Consider the following 23,771-nt stretch of genomic DNA (forward strand, 5'->3'; position numbering starts at 1 on the left):
AAAGTCATTTGCGTGTATCACGCAAGCATGTATATGCTTGCAGCATGCAAGTAAACGACGCGTACACCCCACAGACCCCCATCGAGGGCGTCATGCACGCGTTCACCCGGATCGGGCGCCGCCTGAAGGCCAAGCAGCCCGGCGACACACTCGACCACAGCGCGCACGTCGTGCTGTTCGCGCTGCGGTGCAACGGCGCCCTGCGGCTGTCCGACCTGGCCGGAAAGCTCGAGCTCGACGCCTCCACCGCGAGCCGCCACGTGCGGTCCCTGGAGCAGCTCGGACTGATCCGCCGCTCCCCCGACCCGGACGACGGACGCGCGTTCCGCGTCGAGCTCACCGAGCAGGGCATCGAGCAGTGGGAGGCCAGTGCCCGGCACCGGATGGAGCTGCTCAACGCCGCCATGGAGGGCTGGTCCGAGGAGGACGTGCAGACCTTCGAGCGGCTGATGACCCGCTTCGCGGACGGCGTCGCCGCCCGCACCGAGGCCCCCAGCAGCGCCGCCTGGGCCGACAAGGGCTGGGCCGCGGTCGCCCCGCGACTGCAGTCCGCCGCGGCAGAGCGCCGTACCGAACAAGACTCCGCGACCGGCAGCGATCCTGCCGCCCGCGAGAACAACGACAACAACCTGGAGAGCACCAGATGAGCACCACAGAACCCGCCACCGCCGGCGGGGCTGCACCAACCGACGGTGGTCCCAACTACCTGTCCCACAAGCAGATCCTGGTCGTCCTCGGTGGACTGATGGCCGGCATGTTCCTCGCCGCCCTCGACCAGAGCATCGTGGGTACGGCGCTGCCGCGGATCGTCAGTGACTTCAACAGCCTGGACAAGCTGTCCTGGGTGGTCACGGCGTACCTGCTGACGTCGACCGCCTCCACGCCGCTGTGGGGCAAGGTCTCCGACCTCTACGGCCGGCGGCCGCTGTTCATCGCGGCGATCGTCACCTTCCTGGCCGGCTCGGTGCTGGCCGCGCTGTCGCAGAACATCGAGATGCTGATCGGCTTCCGGGCCGTCCAGGGACTGGGTGCCGGCGGCCTGATGTCGCTCGCGTTCGCCACCATCGGCGACGTGATCCCGCCGCGCGAGCGCGGTAAGTACATGGGGTACTTCGGTGCCGTCTTCGGTCTGTCCTCGGTGGCCGGCCCGCTGCTCGGCGGTCTGCTCACCGACGGTCCCGGCTGGCGCTGGATCTTCTGGATCAACCTGCCGATCGGCCTGGTTGCCCTGGGCGTCGTCGGCGCGGTCCTGAAGCTGCCGCACGTGAAGCGCTCGCACAAGATCGACTACCTCGGCGCCTCCACGGTCGCCGCTGCCGTCACCTCGCTGCTGCTGGCCGTCTCCTGGAGCGGCCCGACCAACGGCTGGGGTACCACCACCACGATCGCTCTGCTGGTCGCGTCCGTCGTACTGGCCGTCGCGTTCGTGCTGATCGAGCTGCGGGTGGCCGAGCCGATCATCCCGATGGACCTGTTCAAGGGCCGGATCTTCTCCGGGTACGCCGGATTCGCGTTCCTGCTCGGCTTCGCGATGTTCGGTGCGCTGATCTTCCTGCCGCTGTACCTGCAGGCGGTCAAGGACATGTCCCCGACCCGCTCCGGCCTGGCGCTGCTGCCGATGATCGTCGGTATCTTCTCCGCCTCGATCCCGAGTGGTCAGCTGATGAGCAAGACCGGCCGGTACAAGATCTACCCGATCATCTCCGCGGTCATGGTCGGCGCCGCGATGGTGCTGCTGTCCACGCTGAGCATGAACACGCCGTACTGGCAGCTCGCGATCTACATGTTCGTGATGGGCGCCGGCCTGGGCCTGTCGATGCAGATCACCGTCACCGCGGCGCAGAACAGCGTGCCCCGGCAGCACATGGGCACCGCGACCTCGTCGATGACCTTCTTCCGCTCCATGGGTGGCGCGATCGGTACGGCGGTCTACGGCGCCGTGCTGACCACCCGGCTGAAGGACCACCTGACCGACATCGTCCCGAACGCCGCGCAGGGCATGGTCGACGGACTGGCCAAGGCGGCGAACAGCGTCCAGGCGCTGCACGCCCTGAAGCCGCCGATGAAGGGCTGGGCCCTCCAGGGTCTGGTCGACGCGATGGGCGACGTGTTCCTGGTCTCCCTGCCGTTCCTGGCGATCGCTCTGATCCTCGCGGTCATCACGCCGGAGCAGCGGCTGGCCGGCCGCGACGACGGCCCGAAGGCCGAGGGCGAGGAGTCGCTGGAGTCCTCCGCCGCCGCGGCAATGCACTAGGCGCGTCACCGAACTGAGACCGAACGACGGTTGACCTACCCGACAGCCGCCCTGGGAAGCTTCCCAGGGCGGCTGTTCTTTGTGCCGTCCACGAGCATGACGTCCGCCTGACCCCTCCGGGGACTTAGTTTCGACACGTACCGCAACGACAGGGACTGCCGCACGGATGAAGACACTTGACCGGCCGCTGGACGACGACGACCGCGCGATGGCCGACATCGCCGAGGTCCGCGACTGGCGGCGCCTTGCCGGCCCGCAGGCGGGCGAGACCGGGCCGCTCCCGGTCCGCCGCCTGATTCGTCGCGTGAAGTCGGGGACGAACTGGAAGCCGTGGCCGATCAACCGCCGTACGGTGATCGACGACCAGCTCGACGGCTGGGGCTTCCTGACCCGCCGCAACACCGAGCTCGCGGTGTACGACGACCAGGTGCTGCCGCACAGCCCGTTCAGCGGCTGGGTCGCGTTCGCGATCGAGCCCGCGGACGTCGGCGACGCGGCCGCCGGGCTCGACGAGCACTGGCCCGTGAAATTCGACCTCGCCTGCCGGCACTGGGGACAGCCGTCGTACGTCGGACTTGAGAGCAAGACCGGTTTCGAGGACGACTGGGCCCCCGGCGCCGGTACCGACCGCCGCCATCTGGCGGTCTGGACGCCCCCGGGCGCCGAGATCCACCTGTACAGCAACAAGCCGACGGCGAAACCGCTGTCGGTGTCGGTCGGAATCAACTACACCGTCTACCTCAACGAGGAGGGGACATGAGGACAGCAGAGAACCGGGCCCGCGAAGGCCAGCGCGACGTCATGTTCACGAACGGGTCGGACCCCGCCCCCACCGGCAGTGTCTCGGAGGCGAGGCTCACCGGGCTCAAGCACGAACGCCTCGCAGCCGCGGGCGGGCGAGCGGGCCTGTCCCCGGACCTGACCAGGAGCGTCCAGGCGGCAAGGCTTCCGCCGGTCGGCCCGGGCCAGGCACGCTCCGGCGACACTTCCGGCGTACGCCACGAATCCAGCCGGTTCGAGCGCGGCACCGGCACCGGGACCGGCAAGAACTCCACGCCCGAACGCTAGACCAGAACACCCGAATCAGCAGGTCAGGAGACTGACCTCGTCGCGCCCTACGGTGGCCGACGAAGGCTTGAGCACTGACGGAAGGAACAAGCCCGGAAATGAAAACCATGGACAGGCCACTCGACGAGGACGAGGCGGCGTTCGCCGACTTCGCCGAGGTCCCCGACTGGCGTGCCATCGCGGGCCCGAACAACGACGCCAGCGGACCGGATGTCGTCCGGGCGATCGTGCAGCGGGTCACCGCGGCCACCGACTGGAAGCCCTGGCCGCTCGCGGCGGGCGAGCAGATCGACCCGGTGCTGGCGTCGTGGGGGTTCACCACCAAGCGCGGCAGCACGATCGTCGTGTTCCCCGGCATGGCGTACGCCGATGCGCTCAACAGCGGATGGTGCGCGTACCAGCTCGGCCCGGACGACACGGCGGAGGCCGAGGCCGGGCTCGACGCGCATTGGCCGGACCACGTGGCGCTGGCCCGCAAGTACTTCGGCGAGCCGGACTACGTCAGTGACGACAGCAACCCGAACTTCCTCGACGAGTGGGGCCCGGGAGCCGGCGCGGACAAGCGCCACCTCGCCACCTGGCTCCTCAACGGCGCCCATCTGCGGCTGTTCAGCACCAAGCCGAGCCGGGACCCACTGACCCCCGCGGTCGGTGTCAGCTACGCGATCTACATCGACTAGGAGACGCCATGACGACACCATCGGAAGGCCGCCCCGGCTGGGAGCAGGGCAGCTGGGGCCAGTCCATGGACTGGCTGAGCAATCTGTCCGAACAGCAGCAGGAGAACCTCCGGACATTCGTGGGAATGACGCCGGATCAGCGGCAGGCTGCGACTGCGTTCGTGAACCTCGACGACCGCCAGCAGGCGAACCTGATGCGAGCGGCGAACTCGGACCCGCTGAAGGACCGCGTGTCCAACGCGATCCGCGGCGCGGTCGCACGGGTCCACCTGACGTACGACCGGACCCAGACGAGGCTGAGCGAGATGGCCACGTCCCTGGCCAGTCAGGGCCGGCAGTACCGCGACGCCGCTGTCACCGGCGTCCGTGACGCTCGGGACACCGTCGTACAAGGTGCACGGGATGCGCGGGACACCGTCGTACAGGGTGCACGGGACGCTCGCGACACCGTCGTACAAGGCGCCCGGGACACGCGGGACACGGTTGTGCAGGGCGCGCGCGGCGCCCGGGACCGGGTCGAGGAGCTCGGCCAGCAGGCCGTCGGCGCCTACGAGACCGGCCGGGACCGGGTTGTGGACGCGGCCCAGCGCGGGCAGGTCCGGCTCGACCAGGCCTGGCAGAGTGGCGCCGACCGTGTCGGCGAGATGCGGGACTCGGTTGTCCAGGGTGCCCGGGGCGCGCGGGACACGGTTGTGCAGGGCGCGCGCGACGGCCGCGACGCGGTCGTCGGCGCCGGGCGGGACGCGATGGCCGCCGGCCGGAACGCTGCCGCCAAGGCGGGCCGTTGGTTCGAGGGCAAGTTCAACAACGCCATGGTGAAGGCCGAGAGCTCGCTGGCCAGCTACAACGCCGGCCGGCACGACCCGGAACTCGGCGCGAACACGATCAGCGCGAAGGACCGTACGGAGATGGCGCAGAAGTTCAGCGCCGCCATGTCCGCTCCGACTCTGGAAGAGCGCAACCAGATCATCCAGGGCATGGCCCAGTCGTCGCAGGCCCAGATGGACGCGCAGAACTCCGCGCTCCGCGCCCTGGGTGGCGTGGCCCCGGCCGCAGGCGCCATCCCCCAGGGGGCCACGCAGACGCAGCAGCCGACGGAGCAGGCCGCCACCACCAACCTGCAGAAGAACAACGACAACAAGGGCATCGGCGGTCGCTGACCTCGATCACCCGAAGCACCACGGCAGACGCCGCCGAGCCTGGCTCGGCGGCGTCTGCCGTTGTGTACCCGGGGTAGTCAGTCGGTATGGGCGGCCTGGGCGGTGGTGTCCTCCACTTGCTGATGGCGGCGTCTGGGGAGGGGTCTTGGAGGTTCGGGGTCTACGTCGTGGCCGGCCAGGTGGTTGACGATGGCGTTCAGGACGGCGGCAGTCGGGACCGCTACCAGGGCGCCGACGATGCCGGCGATGACCACGCCGGTGGCGATCGCGAGGATGATCGCCAGCGGGTGGACGCTGACCGCGCGGCCGAGCAGGAACGGCTGCAGGACGTGCGCTTCCAGTTGCTGTACGCCGATCACGACGGCGAGCATGATGATCGCGATGAGGGGGCCCTTGGCAACCAACGCGACGAGGACCGCGACCACGCCGCTGATCAGGGCGCCGACGACCGGGATGAACGCGCCGACGAAGACCAGGATGCCGATCGCGCTCACCAGCGGCAGGCCGAGGATCGCGGCGCCGAGCGAGATCCCGACCGCGTCGACCGCGGCGACGATCACCGTGGCGCGGACGAACGCGGTCAGCGAGACCCACGCCTTCCGGCCCGACGAGTCGGCCTTGTCGCGGGCCCGGCGCGGGAACAGCCGGACCAGCCACGACCAGATCTGCTCGCCCTGGTACAGGAAGAAGAACAGGCAGAACAGCGAGATGAACAGGCCGGCCACCGCGTGCGTCGCCGTCGTACCGACCGCCGCGGCCTGTTGACCGAGCGCGCCGCCAGACGTGATCTGGTCCTGCAACTGCTTGAACAGGTTGGTGATGTCCGCGTCGGTGAGGCCGAAGTTGATCCGGCCCAGGTCGCGCAGCTTCTGCACACCCTCACCGACCTGGTCGGACAGGTCCTCGAACTGTCCGGCGATCTGCGTCCCGACCACGGTCAGCAGTCCGGCGACCACCACGATCGTCGCGAGCACAGTGATGCCGGCCGCGGCGCCGCGCGGCAGGCGGAGCTTCTGCAGGCCGGTGGTGACGGGGATCAGGAGGGCGGTGAGGAGTACGCCGACGGTCACCGGTACGACGACCTCGGACAGGTACCGCATCCCGTAGCCGATCACGCCGACGGCCGCGACGATCACCAGGAACCGCCAGGCCCACGCACTGGCGATCTCCATCGCCGGCGTCACACCGTGATCCACCTTCGCCGTCGACCGCGTTGCCACCGGCACCTCGGCCGCCGACTCGCTGGACGACTCCAGCACGTCGTTGTCCGCAACCGGACTCGGCTGGTCCTGTGCCTCGGTCTCGTCCCGCCCCGACTCGCTCATCCCACCTCCGCAAGCTGATGTGCTGATGAGACTAGTGCCCGGTGCGGCTCGTTCCATGAATGTGGGCGGCCAGGCCTTCGGCGGCCTTCGGGGCGTCGTCCGCGAGCAAGCCGACCGCGGCGAGCACGTAGTCCGCATCGACGCACACCTCGGCGTGCTGCGGAACGAGCCAGCCCTCCTCCTGCGCGTTGGTCCCGATCGAACCGAGGATCCGCGCCGCGACGTCCGGCGGGTTGTGCCGCAGCACTCCCCCGGACCCGACCAGCAGATCGACCTCGCGCAGATCCTTCCCGGAGCGCTCGATCACCCGCCCACCGGGCCCGAACACGATCCGCTGCCGCCCCGCGTGCCGCCGCAGTGCGACCGTCGCGGCAACGCTCGCCAAAGTCTCGTCGTACGACGCCTCACGTCCACTGTCCGGAAGGTACGACGGGTCCGCGCGCCGGCGTTCGGCCGCCGCGTGCACCTCGTCCACGTCCGCGATCAGCCCCGCCTCGGCGCCGGCCGCAACGACAGGTACGGCGCTCCAGCGCATCCCGAGATCGCCCTCGACGGTCCGGGTCACGGGATGGGGCGCGACCACCTCGCGGCCGAGGTTCGCGTCCTCGGGGTCGAGCTCGATCACCGAGTGCACGTCGGTGGTGGCGCCGCCGATGTCCACGACCGCCACGTCACCGTGCAGCGCGGCGAGTACCTCGACACCCCGCAGTACGACGTCCGGTGTCGCGGCGCGGACCATCCGCGTGAAGGACGGGTCCCGCGACAGGTTCTTCCCGCCGATCACGTGCTCCAGGAACATCTCCCGGATCGCGGCCCGGGCACTGTCCGGCGCGAACACGCCGATCTCAGGTACGACGTTTTCCGCCAGCACATGCGGTACGTCCGCTGCGGTCAGTGTTTCCGTGATTTCCGTCCGCGCATCGATGTTGCCCGCGACAACGACCGGTTTCCGCCACTTGTACTTCGCCAGCGTCTCGGCGGCCTTCAGCAGTACAGCCGAGTTGCCACCGTCGGTGCCGCCGAGCAGCAGGACGACATCCGGGCGGTCCTTGCGCAGCTCCTTCTGGCTCGTCGCGCTCAGCCCACCGCTGACGACCGCTACGACGCGCCCGCCGCTGGACAAGGCGACCCGCTTCCCCGCCTCAGCGGTCACGAGCTCTTCGTTGCCAACGACACCGATCCGCAGACCGCCGCCCGCACTCGAACAGGCCAGCACCTCGGCATTCCGCACACCGCGGTCGGCCGCTTCGAGTACGACGCGACAGGCCTGCCACCCGTCCATGACGTCGGTCTCGATCGTCGTACGGTGCTCGGCCCGGGCCACGAGCTCGCCCGAGCCGGAATCCACCGCAACCGCCTTCGTGAAGGTCGACCCGAAGTCGACCGCCACTACAATGCTCATCCACGTCCTCGCTGCGCTCCGGGCGCGGATGAGGCACGGAGGGCGCTGTGCTTGATGGTGAGCTCGCTGCGCTCGCTCACGCCATTGCGCGATCGAGGTCGAGCAAGAGGTCGTCGATCGTCTCGATGCCGACGCTCAACCGGATCAGGTCCGCCGGGACCTCGAGCGGGGTGCCGGCGACCGAAGCGTGCGTCATCTTGCCGGGGTGCTCGATGAGGGACTCGACACCGCCGAGCGACTCCCCGAGCGTGAAGACCTCGGCCTTGTTGCAGATGTCCAGTGCCTGCGCCTCGCCGCCGGTGACGCGGAAGCTGACGATCCCGCCGAACCGCTTCATCTGCTTGGCGGCGGTCTCGTGACCCGGATGCCCGTCGACGCCCGGGTACAGCACCTGGCTGACGGACTGGTGCCGCTGCAGGAACTCGACGACCTTCTCGGCGTTGTCGCTGTGCCGGTCCATCCGGACGCCGAGCGTCTTGATGCCGCGCAGCACCAACCACGAGTCGAACGGCCCGGCGACGGCGCCGATCGCGTTCTGGTGGAAAGCGATCTTCTCGGCCAGCTCGGCGTCCCGCACGATCAGCGCGCCGCCGACCACGTCGGAGTGCCCGCCCATGTACTTCGTCGTCGAGTGCACGACCACGTCCGCGCCGAGCTCCAGCGGCTGCTGCAGGTACGGCGAGGCGAAGGTGTTGTCGACCACCAGCAGGGCGCCGGCGTCGTGCGCGATCTGGGCGACGATGGCGATGTCCGCGACGTTCAGCAGCGGGTTGGTCGGGGTCTCCAGCCAGACGACCTTCGTCTTCCCCGGCTGGATCGCGGCCCGGATCGCGTCCGGGTGCGTGACCGCGGCCGGCGTCATCTCGACACCCCAGGTGCCGAGAACGCGGGCGAACAGGCGGAACGTGCCGCCGTACGCGTCGTCGGGGAACACGACGTGGTCACCCGGCACGCACAGCGAGCGGATCAGGGTGTCCTCGGCGGCGAGACCGCTGGCGAACGCGAAGCCGCGGGTGCCGGCCTCGATCGCGGCCAGACACTCCTCCAGCGCCGTCCGGGTCGGGTTCGCCGAGCGGGAGTACTCGTACCCGTTGCGCAGCCCGCCGACGCCGTCCTGCTTGTAGGTGCTGGTCGCGTAGATCGGCGGCACGACCGAGCCGGTCGTCGGGTCGGGCTCGTTCCCGGCGTGGATCGCGAGCGTTTCGAAGCCGTAATGGTGTTCCGTGTTCACCGGACCAGCGTACGGCCTGGTCTGCTCGGGTCCTGCAGCACGTCCGGTGCTGAGATGATGCGGCGGATCCCAGTTGTCCACAGGTGCGTCGTACTGGCTGGCGAATGACCCATTGGGCCGCCTACGGTTGCGCACAGAGGGTCATCTAGAGGGTTGCGGTCATGGAACCTGGCAAGGAAGGACGACGGCGCCGGATGAAGACGCAGGACAGGCCGCTCGACCAGGACGACCTGGCGATGGCGGATCTCGCCGAGATTCCGGACTGGACCGTGATCGCGGGACCGGACGGGGACGAGGCCGGGCCGGAGGTGGTGCGCGCTCTGGTGAACCGGGTGATGGGTCAGACCTCGTGGCAGCCGTGGCCGCTGCAGGCCGGCGAGGTGATCGGCGCCGACATGGTCTCGTGGGGGTTCACCACGCAGCGCGGCACCACGATGATCGTGTTCGACGGCCTGGCGTTCCCGGACTGCCCGGACAGCGGCTGGTCGGCGTACGAGATCGGTCCGGACGACATCGCCGCCGCCGAGTCCGGGCTGGACACGCACTGGCCCGACCACCTCGCGCTCGCGACAAGGCACTGGGGCCGGCCCGACTACGTCGGTGACGAGAGCAGTCCGACGTTCGCCGACGAGTGGGAGCCCGGCGCCGGGACCGGCCGCCGGCACCTGGCCGTCTGGCTGCGTCCAGGCGCCCAGATCCACCTGTACAGCACGAAGCCGAGCAAGGACCCGCTGACCGCGTCTGTCGGGGTCAACTACGCCGTGTACATCGACTAGGAGACCCGATGAGTGAGCCCTCTCAGGAAGGCACTGGCGTCCGTGCCCGGTACTCCCGCCATCGGGCCAGGGTGCGGGGTCGCAAGACGCTGAAGGCGGCGTACGCGCAGGCGGCCCGCGACGTGAAGCGCATGGACCCTGCGGTCCGCGAGCGGATCGGTCGCGCCAACATCACGCAGGCCGACCTGCAGCAGCTGGCGAGCCTCCACGTCGACGCACAGTTGCGGCCGGATCGGTACGCCGATGTCTCACAGCGGCTCGGCCAGGAGGCGGGCAGCCGGCTGGAGCGGGGAGGCCCCGAGCCCAGGCAGCCCCGGCAGACCAGGAACCCACTGCGCCAGGTCGTCAACCGGTACTCGCGCTGGGGGCGGAACGAACGGCAGGGCACGAAGCTGCTCAAGGCCGCGCTGACGCAGGCGGCGAAGGATGTGAAACGCACAGATCCGTCGGTGCTGCAGGCGATCGGTCGATCGAGGCTGAACAGCTCGGACCTTGCGGCGCTGGCCTCGGGCCGGATGGATCAGGTGTTCCGGCCGGAGGGCCGGTTCCAGGGAGTGCCGGGGCAGCAGAACGGCGCTGGGCGGCAAGGGCAGGGCATCCAGTCCCGGGACGCGGTCCGGCAGGCGCCGTCGCCGCAACAGTCCGAGCAGATGGCCCAGCGGACCGCGGCGCTGCAGCAGTCGATCCTGGAGAGCCAGCAGCAGGCCCTCACGCTGATGCAGGAGAACAACCGCCTCCAGGCGGAGATGCGTCAGCTGCTCGAGGCGCGCGTCCAGCAACTCCAGCAGGAAAACGCCAACCCTGCCCTCGAACCGGGCCAGGACCAGGAACGGGAAGGCGCCAACCAGCTCGAGGCAGGCAACGACCAGGAACCAGGCGAACGCACCGAAGGCGAAGCCGAGGCCCGCACAGACGACGAGCCCCGCACGACGGGCGAAGCCGAGGTCGCCGAGCCCCGCGCTGAGGGTGAGCCCGAGGCCGGGAACGACAACGGGCCGGAGGCCGGCGAGGGTGGAGAACCGCAGACGCCCCAGGCCGGCTCGGAGGTCGAGGGTCCGCAGGCGCCGAATCCCGCCGAGGACTGGACCGTCTCGTCCGAAACCCAGGGCGAGTCCGTCAGGTCCGGCGAGGCCCAAGATGGCCGCCAGCCCACCGGCGAACTGAACGCACCCGCACCCAACGCTCAGGGCCCGCAGGAGCCGGCTGCCGGGGAGAAGTCGCCGGCGGAGCGCGACACCGTGGATGCACTCAGGTTCGTAAGGGAAGGCCACGACCCACTGACGAGCGTGTCGTCTCAGCAGACCGGAGAGGCCGTCAGGGCCGGCGGCGGTGACGACCCCAACAGGCGGCAGCAACGTAACGGCCAGGCGCCGACGACCAAGAAGGGCCCCGGCGGGCGAGAGGGTGGCTGACCCCACAACCTGACGTACCAGGGTTAGAAGTCGACGAGATCCAGTTGGGTATCGACTGGGGTGCCGTCGAGCAGGCCTTCGGCGGTTCGGACCGGCTTCTTGACCGGGAGGACGTACGTGCCGGTCTTGGTCGGGAAGACAGAGGTTTGCCACGTGCTGCCGCCGACCGTGACCGAGACCCGTACCGACCCGAAGCCCTTCCGCCGCCCCTCGGTCAGGTCCGTGATCTCGTCGCTGACATCCTCCGGCACCGTGACGAAATACCAGCTGCCTTCACCCGGGTACTGCCACAGCGGCGCCGTGAATCGGTACCCGGTCACTCGTCCACCGGAGTCCCACGGCGAGCAAGAACCGCGGTAGCAGCGTCCAGCAGCACCGCGCGGATCTCCGCATCGCCGGCCTGGAGATCGAGCTCGATGGACATCGCGGCCCCGACCGCCTCGACCGCGGCCGCGGCCCGCAGCCGGTCGGCGGCCGTCGGGTCGGGGCCGGCCAGCCACAGCTGGAACCGGCGGCTCTGCGCGATCAGCTCGTCTAGGTCGTCCCCGAAGGCCGCGAGTACGGCGGCGATGTCGCGAAGAAGCGTCGGCCCGGTCGCCCGGTGCGCGATGATCACGTCGACGTACGCACCGAGGACCTCGCGCTCCGTCTCCGGCGACCACGGCAGCGTCTCCGAGAGCCGCAGTACCTGGAAGATGTCGTCCAGGAACGTGCCGACGATCGCGCGCAGCAGCTGCTGCTTCGACGAGTAGTGGTAGTACAGCGACGCCTTGGTGATCCCGACCTGCTCGGCGATCTCGCGCAGGCTCGTCTTGTCGTACCCCTGGGTCGAGAACAGGTTGACCGCGGCGCGATGGATCTCCGCCTTGGTGTCCCGGGAACTCGTCGCGTGCTGCACGTCACCACTCTCTCATCTTCACTCGCCTACCGGTCGGCAGGTAGTCTACCTACCGACCGGCAGGTAGACAGTGTTCCAACCCTCAGGGAGGGGTCTCGGGGTGTTCACCAAACTCGGACGTTTCGTCGTCCACAACCCGTGGAAGGTGATCGCCGCGTGGGTGGTCGCGGCGGTCGCCGTGATCGCGTTCGCGCCGACACTCGCGGACGTCACGACCAAGGACCAGGCGGCGCTGCTGCCCGACAAGTACGAGTCGGTGCAGGCGCAGAAACTGGCTGCCGACGCGTTCGGGCAGACCAACGACGCGACCGCCAGCATCGTCGTCAAGCGGAACGCGGGCGGCGAACTGACTGCGGCCGACCAGGCCAAGGTCACCGAAGTGGCCGCCAAGATCACCGCGGCGAAGATCGATCGGGTCACCGCCGCGATCACGGGCCCGCAGGCGGTCTCGCCGAACAAGCAGGTCCAGATCATCAGCGTCGGCCTCAAGGGCGCGCCGGACGAGCAGGCGGTGCTGGACGCCGTACAGAAGATCCGTGACGTGACCGGCTCCACGCTCACCGGCGCCGATCTCGAGTACGGCGTGACCGGCGACGCCGCGCTGATGCTCGACAACCAGGACGCGTTCGACAACGCCTTCATCGTGGTCGGAATCGCGACCGTCGTGCTGATCATCGGCCTGCTGCTGGTGATCTACCGCAGCCCGGTCGCCGCGTTCCTGCCGATCCTGACCGTCGGTCTGGTGTCGGCGATCGCGCCCGGCCTGATCGCGCTCGTCGCGAAGGCGACCGATCTGCAGGTCACGCAGGACCTGCAGACGATCCTGACCGTCGTGCTGTACGGCGTCGGCACCGACTACATCCTGTTCTTGTTGTTCCGGTTCCGCGAACGCCTGCGCGCCGGCGAGGCGCCGAAGGAAGCGCTGGTGAACGCGGTCGCCCGGGTCGCCGAGGTGATCGTGTCGGCGGCGGGCGCGATCGTCGTCGCGTTCAGCGCCCTGCTGCTCGCGGTGTTCGGCGGGTTCAAGAGCCTCGGCCCGGGTCTCGCGATCGCGGTCGCAGTGATGGCGTTTGCGGCCATCACCCTGGTCCCGGCGGTCGTCTCGCTGCTCGGCCCGAAGGTGTTCTGGCCGTCGAAGTCGTGGCAGAAGACGCCGAAGGGCGCGATGTTCAAGCGGCTCGGCATGTTCACCGCGCGGCGTCCGGCGGTGGTCGCGGCGATCTCCGGCGGCGTGATGGTCGTGCTCGCGCTCGGCTCGCTCGGGATGAAGGTCGACTACGACGCGTTCAGCCAGCTGCCGGACGGCACCGAGTCGTCCCGCGCCATCAAGGACCTGCAGGCGGGCTTCCCGGCCGGCGCGTTGAACCCGACCACGGTCTACGTCAAGAGCAATGACGGTACGCCGCTGGACCCGGCCGAGCTCACGGCGTACGCCGGAAAGCTGGCAAAAGTCGACGGTGTCGGCGGAGTGCTTCCGGCCGGCGCGGACGGCAGCATGGCGTTGCTGAACAAGGACAAGACCGTTGCCCAGCTCAACGTCGTACTCAAGGATGCGCCGTACGCCACCGCGTCGCTGGATCTGGTCGACGGGAAGCTCCGGGAGGCCGCGCACGCCGAGGCGCCGGCCGGGACGACCACGCTGCTCGGTGGCGTGACGGCCAGCTACACCGACATCCGGGACGCCAACAGCAGGGACCTCTCGGTGATCTTCCCGGTCGCGGGCGGGCTGATCGCGGTCATCCTCGCGCTGCTGCTGCGGTCGCTGATCGCGCCGCTGGTGCTGATGTTCGCGGTGGTGCTGAGCTTCTTCAGCTCGATCGGTGCGACGGTGTTCGTGTTCCAGGGCGCCGCCGGTCATGCGGGCGTGACGTTCTCGCTGCCGATCATGCTGTACCTGTTCGTCGTTGCCATCGGCACCGACTACAACATCCTGATGATCGCCCGGTTGCGTGAGGAGGCCGAACGCGGGACGGATCCACGCACCGCGGCCGACCGCGCGATCGAGCACGGCGGCCCGTCGGTGGCTGCGGCCGGGCTGATCCTGGCCGGCACGTTCTCGTCACTGATGCTGGCCGGTATGGCGCTGCTCACCGAGATGGGGTTCTCGGTTGCGGCCGGCATCGTGATCTCGGCGTTCGTGATGTCGAGCTTCCTGGTGCCGAGTGTGATCGCCTTGCTCGGCCGCCGCGCCTGGTGGCCGCGCCGGATGAAGGTCAGCTCAGCTGTCCCCGACGAACGTGAGCTCGAACCGGTCGGCTGACTTGACCGGCTGACCACGTTGGTCTGCGAGAAAGGACGGGGTCCCGGACCGCTACCGGTCTGGGACCCCGTCTACGCGCGCTTCAGGCGGACGGGTGAAGATCGGTAGCAGGATGTGGACGAGCGGGCCGATCGAGAGTGCGTAGACGACGGTGCCGACGCCGATCGAGCCGCCGAGCAGGAAGCCGGTGGCGAGGACGGTCAGCTCGAGCGACGTCCGGACGAGGCGGACGCTCAGACCGGTACGGCGTACCAGGCCGGTCATCAGGCCGTCGCGGGGACCGGGGCCGAACTGGGCGCCGATGTAGAGGGCGCCGGCCAGCGCGTTGAGGACGACACCGGACAGCATGAACACGATCCGCAGCCAGAGCGCGTCCGGGCGGTCGACCGTGGCCAGGGTCAGGTCGGTGACCAGGCCGATCACGATCGCGTTGCTGATCGTGCCGAGGCCGGGCCACTGGCGCAGCGGGATCCAGGCGAGCAGTACGACGAAGCTCATCGCGATCACCACGGTCCCGAAGCTGAGCGGGAGGTGCTTGGTGATGCCGGAGTGCAACACGTCCCACGGGTCGAGGCCGAGGTTGCCCTGGATCATCAGGCCCATCGAGGCGCCGTACAGGGTCAGGCCGACGTACAGCTGCACCAGGCGGCGCGGGAGGTGGCCTGCCTTCAGCTGCTCGATCGGGTTGAGGAGCGCGAGCTGACGTGGCGGGGCATCGGAGGTGGCGGTCACGAGATCCAGTGTCCGGGGTAAGTGGCCTGGCATTCGATAGCCAGTTGCGCGATAGTGGACTGCATGCGAGCCCGTTATCTTCCCGCCAGTACGTTAAGCGGCCTGCTCGGCGAGTGGGCCAACGGGACCGGTCCGGCGTACCGGCTCCTGGCCGAGCGGCTCCGGCTGCTGATCGCGGACGGGCGGATCATGCCCGGGTCGCGGCTGCCGAGCGAGCGCGAACTGACCGAGGCGCTCGGGGTCAGTCGTACGACGGTGGCCTCCGCCTATCGCTCGTTGCGTGACAGTGGGTACCTGACGAGCCGGCGTGGTTCGGGGAGCGTCACCGCGCTGCCGTCGAAGGTCGAGCCGGAGCTCGGGCGGCACCACGCGCCTGGTATCGACACCGACGGGCTGTACGACTTCACCTGCGCGGCGCCGGCCGCGGTGCCGGGGATCAGTACGGCGGTGGCGTCGGCGGCCGATGAGCTGCCGATGCACCTCGCCACACCCGGGTACCACCCGCAGGGCCTGCCGGTACTGCGTTCCGAGATCGCGGCGGCGTACTGCGAACGCGGGTTGCCGACGTCGGCGGATCAGATCATCGTCACCGCCGGGGCGCTCGCCGCGACGTCGATTGCGGTACGGGCGATCACGCAGATCGGCGACCGGGTCCTCACCGAGAGCCCGACGCATCCGAACTCGGTGGACGCGATCCGCCGCAGCGGTTGCCGCGTGGTCGCCGTACCGATGTCGCCCGGTGGCTGGGACCTGCCTTTGCTGGAGGCAACGATCCGGCAGACGGCGCCGCGGGCAGCGTGGATGGTGGTGGACTTCCAGAATCCGACCGGTTTCCTGATGTCTGCGGCGGATCGGCAGCGGCTGGCGCGGGCGTTCGCGCGGTCGCGGACAACGGCGATTGTGGACGAGACGCTGTTCGAGCTGTCGCTGGACGGGCAGGAGATGCCGCCGCCGTTCGCGTCGTACGACCCGGACGGGGTGATCACGGTCGGGTCGGTGAGCAAGTCGTTCTGGGGCGGGTTGCGGATCGGGTGGATGCGGGTGCCGGAGGCGATGGTCGCGCGCGTGCTGGATGCGCGGGCGTCGATGGATCTCGGTGCGCCGGTGCTGGAGCAGTTGGTGGTCGCGGACCTTCTACGGAGCCGCGCCAGTCTGCTGCCGGAGCGGCGGGCGTCTCTGGCGCAGCGGCGGGATGCTTTGGCCGCCGCGGTGTCCGCCGAGCTGCCCTCGTGGAGGTTCCGGGTGCCGTCGGGCGGGTTGTCGCTCTGGTGCGAGCTCCCGGAACCGGTCGGCTCCAGCCTCGTCGGTGTCTCCCAGCGCAACGGCGCGCTCCTGGTCGCCGGGTCCCGCTTCTCCCCCGACGGCGGCCTCGAGTCCTTCATCCGCCTCCCGTTCACCCTGGACGTGGACTCGTTACGCGAGGGCGTCACGCGCCTTGCCGCGTCGTACGCCTCCCTGACCACCGGCGCCGCCCCCACCCGCCGCCCCGGCGCGATGATCGCCTAGAGCGGACGCGCAGGCCATCACAATTGGCCCCGTCTGCGGCGCGCACGCGGCGGGCCGCTCGGGTCGCGCGATTGTGATGGCCTGGCGGTCCGCACGTCATCGCGCCGTAAGGGGTACGGGGAAGGTTCGCCTGGTCAGGGGCGTTGAGGGACTATGAGAGTCACACTGCGAGAGGCGTGAGAATGTCGTTCTTCACCCGCAACACCGCCATGGTCGAGCCGCAGGCCGCACTGCCCGGCCGGCCCACCCCCGGCTTCGCCGTACCGGACGAGAACATCGTCCTGCACACGCCGCAGACCGCTGCCGCGCCCGAGGGCTTCGAGGAGGTCTGGTTCGGCACCGGATGCTTCTGGGGCACCGAGGAGATCTTCTGGCAGCAGCCGGGCGTGTACACCACGGCCGTCGGGTACGCGGGCGGTTACAGCCCGAACCCGTCGTACGAGGAAGTCTGCACCGGGCGCACCGGTCACGCCGAGGCCGTCCGGGTCGTGTACGACCCGACCAAGACCACCTTCACCGACCTGCTGAAGGTCTTCTGGGAGACCCATGACCCGACCCAGGGCATGCGGCAGGGCAACGACCTCGGTTCGCAGTACCGCTCGGCGATCTACTACACCACCGACGCCCAGCGCGCCGAGGCCGAACGCACCCGCGACCTCTACGGCCCCGTCATCAAGCCCCTCGGCTACGACGACATCACCACCGAAATAGCCCCCGCCACCACGTTCTACTACGCAGAGGCCCACCACCAGCAGTACCTCCACAAGAACCCCAACGGCTACAGGTGCCACAGCAACACCGGGGCGCCGTTCCCCGGCTGACGTCTGACGGATCCACCGCGATGCCCCTGGACTCTCTGAGTTCAGGGGCATCAGGCATCTATGGCACTCCCGACTCGATCCGGCTGCGCCTCGGTCGGGCCGCGTGCACTGTCCCGGGCTCGCCGACGCGCAACCACCAGGACGACGGCTCCGGGCAGGGTTGCGACCAGCGCGAGTACGCCGTACACGACCGCGACGGTGACGCCCAGCGCCGCGCCCAGCCCGACCGAACTGAACGCCCAGGCGGCCGCGCCCTCGCGCGGGCCCCAGCCTGCGATGTTCGTCGGCATCGCCGAGGCTGTCAGCACGACCAGTGCCAGAGGCAACAGCCGCGCCAGCGACACGTCCGCCCCGGTCGCCCGCACTGCGATCAGGAACACAGCTGCGTGGCCGAGCACGGCGACGGTGGACGCGAGCAGGATGCCTGGCCAAGCCCGCGGTGCGAGGACGGCGTCGCGGAGGTCGCTGGTGAAAGCGCGTCCGATCCGCGAGGAGAGGCGACGTCGGTTCAGGCAGAGGGGTACGGCGATGAGCGCCACGCAGGCGACGACCACGACCGTCACGGCGACCGAGGGAACAAAGGAGCCGGCGGGCCAGGACAGCAGGAACAGCACTCCAACCGTCAGCACGATCTGTACCGCAAATCCCGATGCCCGCTCCCACGCGACGGACCGCAGGCTCCGGCCCAGGTCGCCGACCTCGCGCCCGTGGCGCAGGGCGCGGTGTACGTCGCCCATCACCCCGCCGGGCAGCGTGGCGTTGAGGAACTGGGACCGGTAGTACGCAGCCACCGCGGTCCTCAGCGGCATCTCGACGCCGAGCCCGCCGGCGACGAGCCTCCACCGCCATGCGCAGCACAACGTGGTCAGCGACGTGATTGCGAGGGCGCCGGCGAGCGACCAACCGGTCGTCAGTCGGAGCCCGTCGACAATTGGGCCCGTACCCACCCGCCACACGAGAACGGCGAGGATCGCGGCGCCGCCCGCCACGCGTGCCCAGGTCCAGATGCTTCGGCTGATGGCGATTCCGATCTCCTAGTCAGCGTCAGGCACCTTCTCCCGTCGGGATGAACCGGTGCGACGCTGTTCTCGTATGACTGTCGTACCTGCAGATACGGAGGCATTGTGCGTCTGGTTCAGCGTCGAGTGCGCAGCCGCAACCTGATCGGCCCGCTCGCCGGCTTCGCTTGTCTGCTCGTGCTCCTCGGTGTCCTCGCGGCAACCACTGGCCTCGACGTCGCCGGCTGGGCGACCGGTGTCGCCTGCGGAGCCGGCCTTGCCGCGCTGACCGCCCGCTCTATGGCGCATCACCGTCGTGACGGGCTGGGGCCCGCGGACAGAGTGACACTGGCTCGCGCGGTCCTCGCCTGCGGGGTCGCGGCGCTCACGGCGGACTCGTTCGGCGGCCAGACGCCGGTGGCGATTTTCGTGGCGCTCTCGACGATCGCGCTGATCCTCGACGGGGTGGACGGTCGGATCGCTCGGCGTACCGGCAGTGCTTCGGCGTTCGGGGCGCGCTTCGACATGGAGGTCGACTCGTTCCTCGTTCAGGTCCTGAGCGTGTACGTCGCACAGACGATGGGCTGGTGGGTGCTCGCATTCGGTGCAGCTCGCTACGTGTTCGTGGCTGCCGGCTGGGCGCTGCCGTGGCTGCGCGGCTCGCTCCCGCCCCGCTACTGGGCCAAGGTCGTCGCCGCGATCGTGGGCATCACGCTGACTCTCGCGGCGGCGAGCATCCTGCCCGATGCCGTGACCACGGTGGTGCTGCTGATCGCGCTGGGACTGCTGGCCGAGTCGTTCGGCCGCCACACCTGGGGGCTCTGGCGCCAAGCCGGAAGCCCGCCGGTCACTCGTGCCACCGTGACGTCGGGGCTGGCGGTGCTCCTGGTCTGGGTTGCGCTGCTCATGCCGGACCACACCGGCGACCTGTCACCGGCCGCCTTTGTCCGGATCCCGCTCGAGGGCCTGGTGTTCATCGTCCTCGTCTGCGTACTGCCGTCGAGACTCGCACGGATCCTCGCCCTGATCGGCGGTTTCCTCGCCGGGGTGCTGATGATCACGCGGCTGCTCGACAGAGGCTTCTACTTCGCCTTCGACCGCCCCTTTCACCCGGTCTACGACGCGGCGTACGCGGGCTCTGCGCTGGCCCTGCTCGGCGACTCGATCGGCCGTGTCGGAGCCCTCGCAGTCTTCATCGGAGCAGGAATCCTCTGCGTGGCCATGCTCGCCCTGCTGCCGCTGTCGGCAGTGCGGGTCACCCGGCTCGTGGCGAGACACCGACGGCCAACGATCCGGATCGTTGCCGTCCTGGCCGCGATCTCGATCGTGCCCGCGCTGACCGGCGCCGGGCCAGAGCCCGTACGACAGCTCGCCTCGACCTCCGCAGTTCGCCTCGCCACGCAGGTCCAAGACGACCTCCGTGACCAGCGGGAGTTCGTACGGGCGCTCGAGCAGGATCCCTTCCGCGACACCCCGGGCAACGACTTGCTGACCGGCCTGAGGGGCAAGGACGTGCTCCTGGTCTTCGTCGAGAGCTACGGACGCACGGCACTCGACTCTCCAGTAGTTGGGTCGGCGCTCGAGGCCGGGGACCGGCGGCTGCAGCAGGCCGGCTTCTCCTCGCGCAGCGGCTTCCTCACCTCACCGACCTTCGGCGGCATCAGCTGGCTGGCGCACTCCACCCTGCAGTCCGGGCTGTGGGTGAACAACCAGGCGCGGTACGACCACCTCGTCACCCTCGACCGGCTCACGCTCACCGACGCGTTCGGTCGCGCCGGCTGGCGGACAATCGCCGACGTACCGTCCAACGACAAGGACTGGCCGGTGGCGAAGACGTACTACCACTACGACACGGTCTACGACCGCCGGAACGTCGGGTACGCCGGGCCATCGTTCAGCTATGCCTCGATGCCTGACCAGTACACCCTGGCCGCGCTCCAGCGGCTGGAGTTGGAGAAGCCGAACCGCGCTCCCGTCATGGCCGAGGTCGACCTGGTCTCCAGCCACACGCCCTGGGCACCGCTCCCCCGGCTCGTCGACTGGAGCCGGGTGGGTGACGGCTCAGTCTTCGACCCGATGCCGGCCGAGGGCGACTCGCCGGAAGACGTATGGCGGCAGCCGGACCGTGTGAAGGCCGCCTACGCACAGTCCATCGCCTACTCGCTCGACGCCCTGAGCTCTTTCGTACAGCAGCTCCACGACCCCAACCTGGTGCTCGTCGTCCTCGGCGACCATCAGCCGGCCAGCATCGTCTCGGGCAATGGGGCGAGCCACGACGTGCCGGTGAGTATCATCGCCGCCGACCCAGCCGTGACGGACCGGGTAGCAGACTGGGGCTGGGCGGACGGGCTGCGGCCGAACGCCGACGCACCGGTCTGGCCGATGGACACCTTCCGGGACCGCTTCCTCACCGCCTACGGCCGCTAGCTCCGCCCAACCCCAGCGGGTAAAGGGTTTGCGCGGGAAACTCGCGCGCCGACACGCTAGGACGATGCTGAATGCCGCATCGCTGACAGAGCCCGCCGCCAGGCAAATCGTGGGAGCAGGGCCATCGGACGACCTGCGAGTCACGTTCTTGCGCCCGGAGAACCACACTTGGCGCATCGCGACAGCGGATTCGGTGCGATACCTAAAAGCACATACGAAACCCTGGTACGGCGGTGATCCCGATGCAGCAGGTCGTGTCGTCCAGCACGAGGCCACGGCTCATCGGCTGCTAGCTGAAGCCGGACTGCCGACACCGACTGTCGAGACGGCCTCGCCGACCCGCGACAACCCGCTGGGCTGGCCCTATCTGCTCACGTCTGAGCTCGCTGGTACGTCGCTTGTCGATCTGCTGCCGACGCTGACTCGCTCCGAGGCCGACGAGGCTCTGCGGCAGGTCGGGCGGCACCTGGCTGACATGCATGCGCTGCGCTATGAACATGCCGGCTACCTCGTCGACGGTCCACCGGCCCAAGCTCCAACGGACGGGTTCCAGCATCCGAGCTGGCGCTTCGAGAGCTTCCTCACTGCCGCGATGCGCACCTGGGCGAACGACAGCACCGAAGTCGCCGCGACTGTCATGGATCGCCTGGCCAACCTTCTCGCCGACTCCGTCGACGAGGCCCGCCGTTCATTCGAGCCGCCCCGATTCATCCACGGGGACTGCCACGCCAATGGGTTCTTCCTCGACCGAGCAACGTCGGGTTGGACTGTGACCGGCGTACTGGACTTGGAAGTCTCCTCCGCCGGCTGCCCGCTCTTCGACTTCACAAAGCTCTTCATCGAACTGACGGGCCACCTCACGGGCAGTGGCTACCGCTGGTGGGAACCCTTGTACGACGGCTATGGCCGCGAGCCTGATCTCCAGGTAGTGCGCCTGATCCTGGCCGGCAGCAGCCACATCAACTACACCTGCCTCGGCGACCACGCTTGGCCAGGCGACCGGCAGACCATCCTCAACCACATCGTGACTGCCACGAGGTGGGAAACCTTGTTCAACCCGACCGCCGAAGCATCCGCAGTCTAAGAGCTGGTTGAGCCGCGCACCCTTCTATCGCCCTGCCCAGCGGGTGGTGCCCTCTTCAGTTTGTGCGGCCGGGCGCAGGGTACCTGCGGAGTGGCTGGGGGCCTGGTATGTGGTCGTGAAGTACATGATCAGGATCAGGAGGCAGGGACATGGCGGGAACAGGCGTCGCGGGCAAACTGGTGAAGGCCTGGGGGACCGGGGTCAAGGACTTACCACGAAACACGTCCTGGCTGCTGTCGAAGGCGTTGACGCCGCTGGAGGCTACGAAGGACGCGGCCGGCAGCGCGACGCACGGGGCGGGGAGCGGACTGGTGGACATCGCTCGCCACGCAGGAGCTTCTGTTCTGGATGCGCTGCCCGTCGGCGACTCGATCGAGCTCAGGCTTCAGCGCGCCAGAGCCGCGGCGGACGAGGCCCAGCAGGCGGAGGAGAAGGCAGTACGCGAGGCCGAGGAGGCGAAGGCGCGCAGCGACGAGGCGCGCCAGGTCGCCGAGCGATGCCGGGCGTACGTGCGCGACGTCGAACGGGAGCAGGCGCAGGAGGTCAGCGACAAGGTCTCCGAGGCTCGCCGTGAGGCCGATGCGCGGGTCGAGCGGGCTCGTGCTTCGGCGCAGGCGGACGCCGACCGCGTGGTGGAACGGGCGAAGGCGGAGGCGGACGACCGGGTCGCGAAGGCTCGCGAGGAGGCCGAGGCCGCGCAGTCGAAGGCCAAGCAGACGATGGCCGACGCGACGGCCAGCCTTGCGGAGGCCAGGCGGCTGGCCGACGAGGCCACCGAAGCGACGAAGGCGGCTGCCGAGGAGGCACACCGACAGGCCGCGCAGCTGGCCGCGAACGCCGATCGCGAGGCCAAGAGCGCCGACGAACGGGTCCGCGAGGCCGAGCGGGTCCGGTCTCGCGCCAGTGCACGGCGCAAGCGCAACGGACGAACTGAAAGCGCCGCCGACCTCAACGAGATGACCAAGACGGACCTGCTGAACCTTGCGACGACCGAGGACGTCAAGGGCAGGTCGGCGATGAGCAAGACCGAGCTGGTGACCGCCCTCAAACGCTCGACCGGAACGAAGCGGAACTAGTCAGGAGTGGAGACGACCATGGGACTGTTTCACAGGAAGAGCCGGTGGGAGCGGATTGTCGATCCGATCGCGACCGGCGCGACGAAAGCGATGCGCCGTGGTGCCGTGCGCAACAGCGTGGCCGCCGCCGCTGCCGCGATCGGCATGAGTGCTGCCAGCGCGGTGGTCTCCTCACGGCGGCAGAAGGACAAGCGATGAAGCTGCGCAGTCTCGTGGTGTTCGGCGTGGGGTACGTGCTCGGGGCCAAGGCGGGACGTGAACGCTATGTACAGATGGTCGAAGCGGTCAAGACGGCGTCACAGCGATTCGACGAGGCCCGTCGTCAACGTGAGAAGCCTTCCCGAGCTGGGAGCGACGGGCTCGACAGCTATCTGGACGAGACCAGCCGGAACTAGCACCCTGGCCGGCGGCGCCGTCGTACACACCTCGCTGGTCGCGCGACTGCTCGGACTCCGGCTCCTGACGGTGGAGGGCACGGTTCTGCTGGCACCGGTCTCGTACGGCGACCCACCGCCGGACACCCTGCACAGGCCTGCCCCACTGGACGCCACGATCGTGCCCAAGGGAATAGGAGCAAGGCTCGGCCCGTCGGCGCGATTGCTCGACGAAAGCATCGACGATCTGCGAGCACTGGACCGCTGAACAGGTCGGGTGCTCTTGG

General features: G+C 69.3%; 24 protein-coding genes. 17 read left to right on the forward strand and 7 right to left on the reverse strand.

The annotated features are described in order from the left end of the window. Positions 1-44 precede the first annotated feature (44 nt). The 6 genes from EV649_RS15670 (at position 45) to EV649_RS15695 (ending at position 5,162) form a co-directional block, all read left to right on the forward strand. On the forward strand, positions 45-647 hold the full coding sequence (locus EV649_RS15670) for a MarR family transcriptional regulator (RefSeq protein ID WP_130384176.1): 603 nt from the start codon (positions 45-47) through the stop codon (positions 645-647). Next, a complete protein-coding gene (locus EV649_RS15675) occupies positions 644-2,254 on the forward strand; it encodes an MDR family MFS transporter (RefSeq protein WP_130384177.1) in 1,611 nt (536 codons plus the stop codon). The genes EV649_RS15670 and EV649_RS15675 overlap by 4 nt, the downstream gene beginning before the upstream one ends. A gap of 166 nt (positions 2,255-2,420) precedes the next feature. Further along, the gene (locus EV649_RS15680; protein WP_130384178.1) at positions 2,421-3,014 is read left to right on the forward strand and encodes a hypothetical protein; all 594 of its coding nucleotides are present in this window, start codon (positions 2,421-2,423) and stop codon (positions 3,012-3,014) included. Next, positions 3,011-3,322: a hypothetical protein gene (locus tag EV649_RS15685; RefSeq protein ID WP_130384179.1), complete on the forward strand. Its 312-nt coding sequence runs from the start codon at positions 3,011-3,013 to the stop codon at positions 3,320-3,322. Before EV649_RS15680 ends, EV649_RS15685 begins: the two co-directional genes overlap by 4 nt. 98 nt (positions 3,323-3,420) lie before the next feature. Beyond that, a complete protein-coding gene (locus EV649_RS15690) occupies positions 3,421-4,002 on the forward strand; it encodes a hypothetical protein (RefSeq protein ID WP_130384180.1) in 582 nt (193 codons plus the stop codon). Positions 4,003-4,010: 8 nt separating this feature from the next. Continuing rightward, positions 4,011-5,162, forward strand: coding sequence for a hypothetical protein (locus EV649_RS15695; protein WP_130384181.1), 1,152 nt, complete (start codon positions 4,011-4,013; stop codon positions 5,160-5,162). A gap of 77 nt (positions 5,163-5,239) precedes the next feature. Here the strand turns inward: EV649_RS15695 and EV649_RS15700 are convergent, their stop codons facing one another. The 3 genes from EV649_RS15700 to EV649_RS15710 all read right to left on the reverse strand — a co-directional run bounded on the left by EV649_RS15700 (position 5,240) and on the right by EV649_RS15710 (position 9,120). Continuing rightward, on the reverse strand, positions 5,240-6,487 hold the full coding sequence (locus EV649_RS15700) for an AI-2E family transporter (protein WP_130384182.1): 1,248 nt from the start codon (positions 6,485-6,487) through the stop codon (positions 5,240-5,242). A 31-nt stretch (positions 6,488-6,518) separates the two neighbouring features. Then, complete coding sequence (locus EV649_RS15705; RefSeq protein WP_130384183.1) at positions 6,519-7,889, reverse strand: glutamate mutase L; 1,371 nt, start codon at positions 7,887-7,889, stop codon at positions 6,519-6,521. Positions 7,890-7,965: 76 nt separating this feature from the next. Next, positions 7,966-9,120, reverse strand: coding sequence for a cystathionine gamma-synthase (locus EV649_RS15710; protein ID WP_130384184.1), 1,155 nt, complete (start codon positions 9,118-9,120; stop codon positions 7,966-7,968). A gap of 161 nt (positions 9,121-9,281) precedes the next feature. Here EV649_RS15710 and EV649_RS15715 point away from each other — a divergent pair, with 161 nt between their 5' ends. Together EV649_RS15715 and EV649_RS15720 are read left to right on the forward strand one after the other, a co-directional pair. After that, complete coding sequence (locus tag EV649_RS15715) at positions 9,282-9,896, forward strand: hypothetical protein (RefSeq protein ID WP_241998252.1); 615 nt, start codon at positions 9,282-9,284, stop codon at positions 9,894-9,896. Between the two features lie 8 nt (positions 9,897-9,904). Next, on the forward strand, positions 9,905-11,308 hold the full coding sequence (locus tag EV649_RS15720; protein WP_130384185.1) for a hypothetical protein: 1,404 nt from the start codon (positions 9,905-9,907) through the stop codon (positions 11,306-11,308). 23 nt (positions 11,309-11,331) lie between these two features. On the opposite strand, the gene EV649_RS15725 is transcribed toward EV649_RS15720, so the two are convergent. Then, a complete protein-coding gene (locus tag EV649_RS15725) occupies positions 11,332-11,628 on the reverse strand; it encodes a DUF1905 domain-containing protein (protein ID WP_198682514.1) in 297 nt (98 codons plus the stop codon). After that, on the reverse strand, positions 11,625-12,206 hold the full coding sequence (locus EV649_RS15730; protein ID WP_130384186.1) for a TetR/AcrR family transcriptional regulator: 582 nt from the start codon (positions 12,204-12,206) through the stop codon (positions 11,625-11,627). The genes EV649_RS15725 and EV649_RS15730 overlap by 4 nt, the downstream gene beginning before the upstream one ends. A gap of 100 nt (positions 12,207-12,306) precedes the next feature. Here EV649_RS15730 and EV649_RS15735 point away from each other — a divergent pair, with 100 nt between their 5' ends. After that, a complete protein-coding gene (locus EV649_RS15735) occupies positions 12,307-14,466 on the forward strand; it encodes an MMPL family transporter (protein WP_130384187.1) in 2,160 nt (719 codons plus the stop codon). Positions 14,467-14,517: 51 nt separating this feature from the next. Here the strand turns inward: EV649_RS15735 and EV649_RS15740 are convergent, their stop codons facing one another. Beyond that, on the reverse strand, positions 14,518-15,198 hold the full coding sequence (locus EV649_RS15740; RefSeq protein ID WP_130384188.1) for a hypothetical protein: 681 nt from the start codon (positions 15,196-15,198) through the stop codon (positions 14,518-14,520). A gap of 63 nt (positions 15,199-15,261) precedes the next feature. On the opposite strand from EV649_RS15740, the gene EV649_RS15745 reads away from it, so the two are divergent. After that, positions 15,262-16,704 carry a PLP-dependent aminotransferase family protein gene (locus EV649_RS15745; protein ID WP_130384189.1) on the forward strand — a complete coding sequence of 481 codons (1,443 nt, stop codon included), beginning with the start codon at positions 15,262-15,264 and terminating at the stop codon, positions 16,702-16,704. A 182-nt stretch (positions 16,705-16,886) separates the two neighbouring features. Next, positions 16,887-17,525, forward strand: coding sequence for a peptide-methionine (S)-S-oxide reductase MsrA (gene msrA, locus EV649_RS15750; protein ID WP_130384190.1), 639 nt, complete (start codon positions 16,887-16,889; stop codon positions 17,523-17,525). Positions 17,526-17,575: 50 nt separating this feature from the next. Here msrA and EV649_RS15755 read toward each other — a convergent pair whose 3' ends face one another. Further along, positions 17,576-18,514: a lysylphosphatidylglycerol synthase transmembrane domain-containing protein gene (locus EV649_RS15755; protein ID WP_198682515.1), complete on the reverse strand. Its 939-nt coding sequence runs from the start codon at positions 18,512-18,514 to the stop codon at positions 17,576-17,578. 135 nt (positions 18,515-18,649) lie between these two features. On the opposite strand from EV649_RS15755, the gene EV649_RS15760 reads away from it, so the two are divergent. The 6 genes from EV649_RS15760 (at position 18,650) to EV649_RS40795 (ending at position 23,752) form a co-directional block, all read left to right on the forward strand. Beyond that, a complete protein-coding gene (locus EV649_RS15760; RefSeq protein ID WP_198682516.1) occupies positions 18,650-20,950 on the forward strand; it encodes a CDP-alcohol phosphatidyltransferase family protein in 2,301 nt (766 codons plus the stop codon). A 64-nt stretch (positions 20,951-21,014) separates the two neighbouring features. Beyond that, positions 21,015-22,034 (forward strand): aminoglycoside phosphotransferase family protein, encoded by a 1,020-nt coding sequence (locus EV649_RS15765; protein WP_130384192.1) that lies wholly within the window; start codon positions 21,015-21,017, stop codon positions 22,032-22,034. A gap of 149 nt (positions 22,035-22,183) precedes the next feature. Continuing rightward, a complete protein-coding gene (locus EV649_RS15770) occupies positions 22,184-23,110 on the forward strand; it encodes a hypothetical protein (protein WP_130384193.1) in 927 nt (308 codons plus the stop codon). An 18-nt stretch (positions 23,111-23,128) separates the two neighbouring features. Continuing rightward, the gene (locus tag EV649_RS15775) at positions 23,129-23,308 is read left to right on the forward strand and encodes a hypothetical protein (RefSeq protein WP_130384194.1); all 180 of its coding nucleotides are present in this window, start codon (positions 23,129-23,131) and stop codon (positions 23,306-23,308) included. Continuing rightward, on the forward strand, positions 23,305-23,505 hold the full coding sequence (locus tag EV649_RS15780; protein ID WP_198682517.1) for a hypothetical protein: 201 nt from the start codon (positions 23,305-23,307) through the stop codon (positions 23,503-23,505). Before EV649_RS15775 ends, EV649_RS15780 begins: the two co-directional genes overlap by 4 nt. Positions 23,506-23,575: 70 nt before the next feature. Further along, positions 23,576-23,752: a hypothetical protein gene (locus EV649_RS40795; RefSeq protein ID WP_157996248.1), complete on the forward strand. Its 177-nt coding sequence runs from the start codon at positions 23,576-23,578 to the stop codon at positions 23,750-23,752. The last annotated feature ends 19 nt before the right edge of the window (positions 23,753-23,771 follow it).

The organism is Kribbella sp. VKM Ac-2569 (assembly GCF_004216905.1).
In the GTDB taxonomy this organism is placed as follows: Bacteria; Actinomycetota; Actinomycetes; order Propionibacteriales; family Kribbellaceae; genus Kribbella.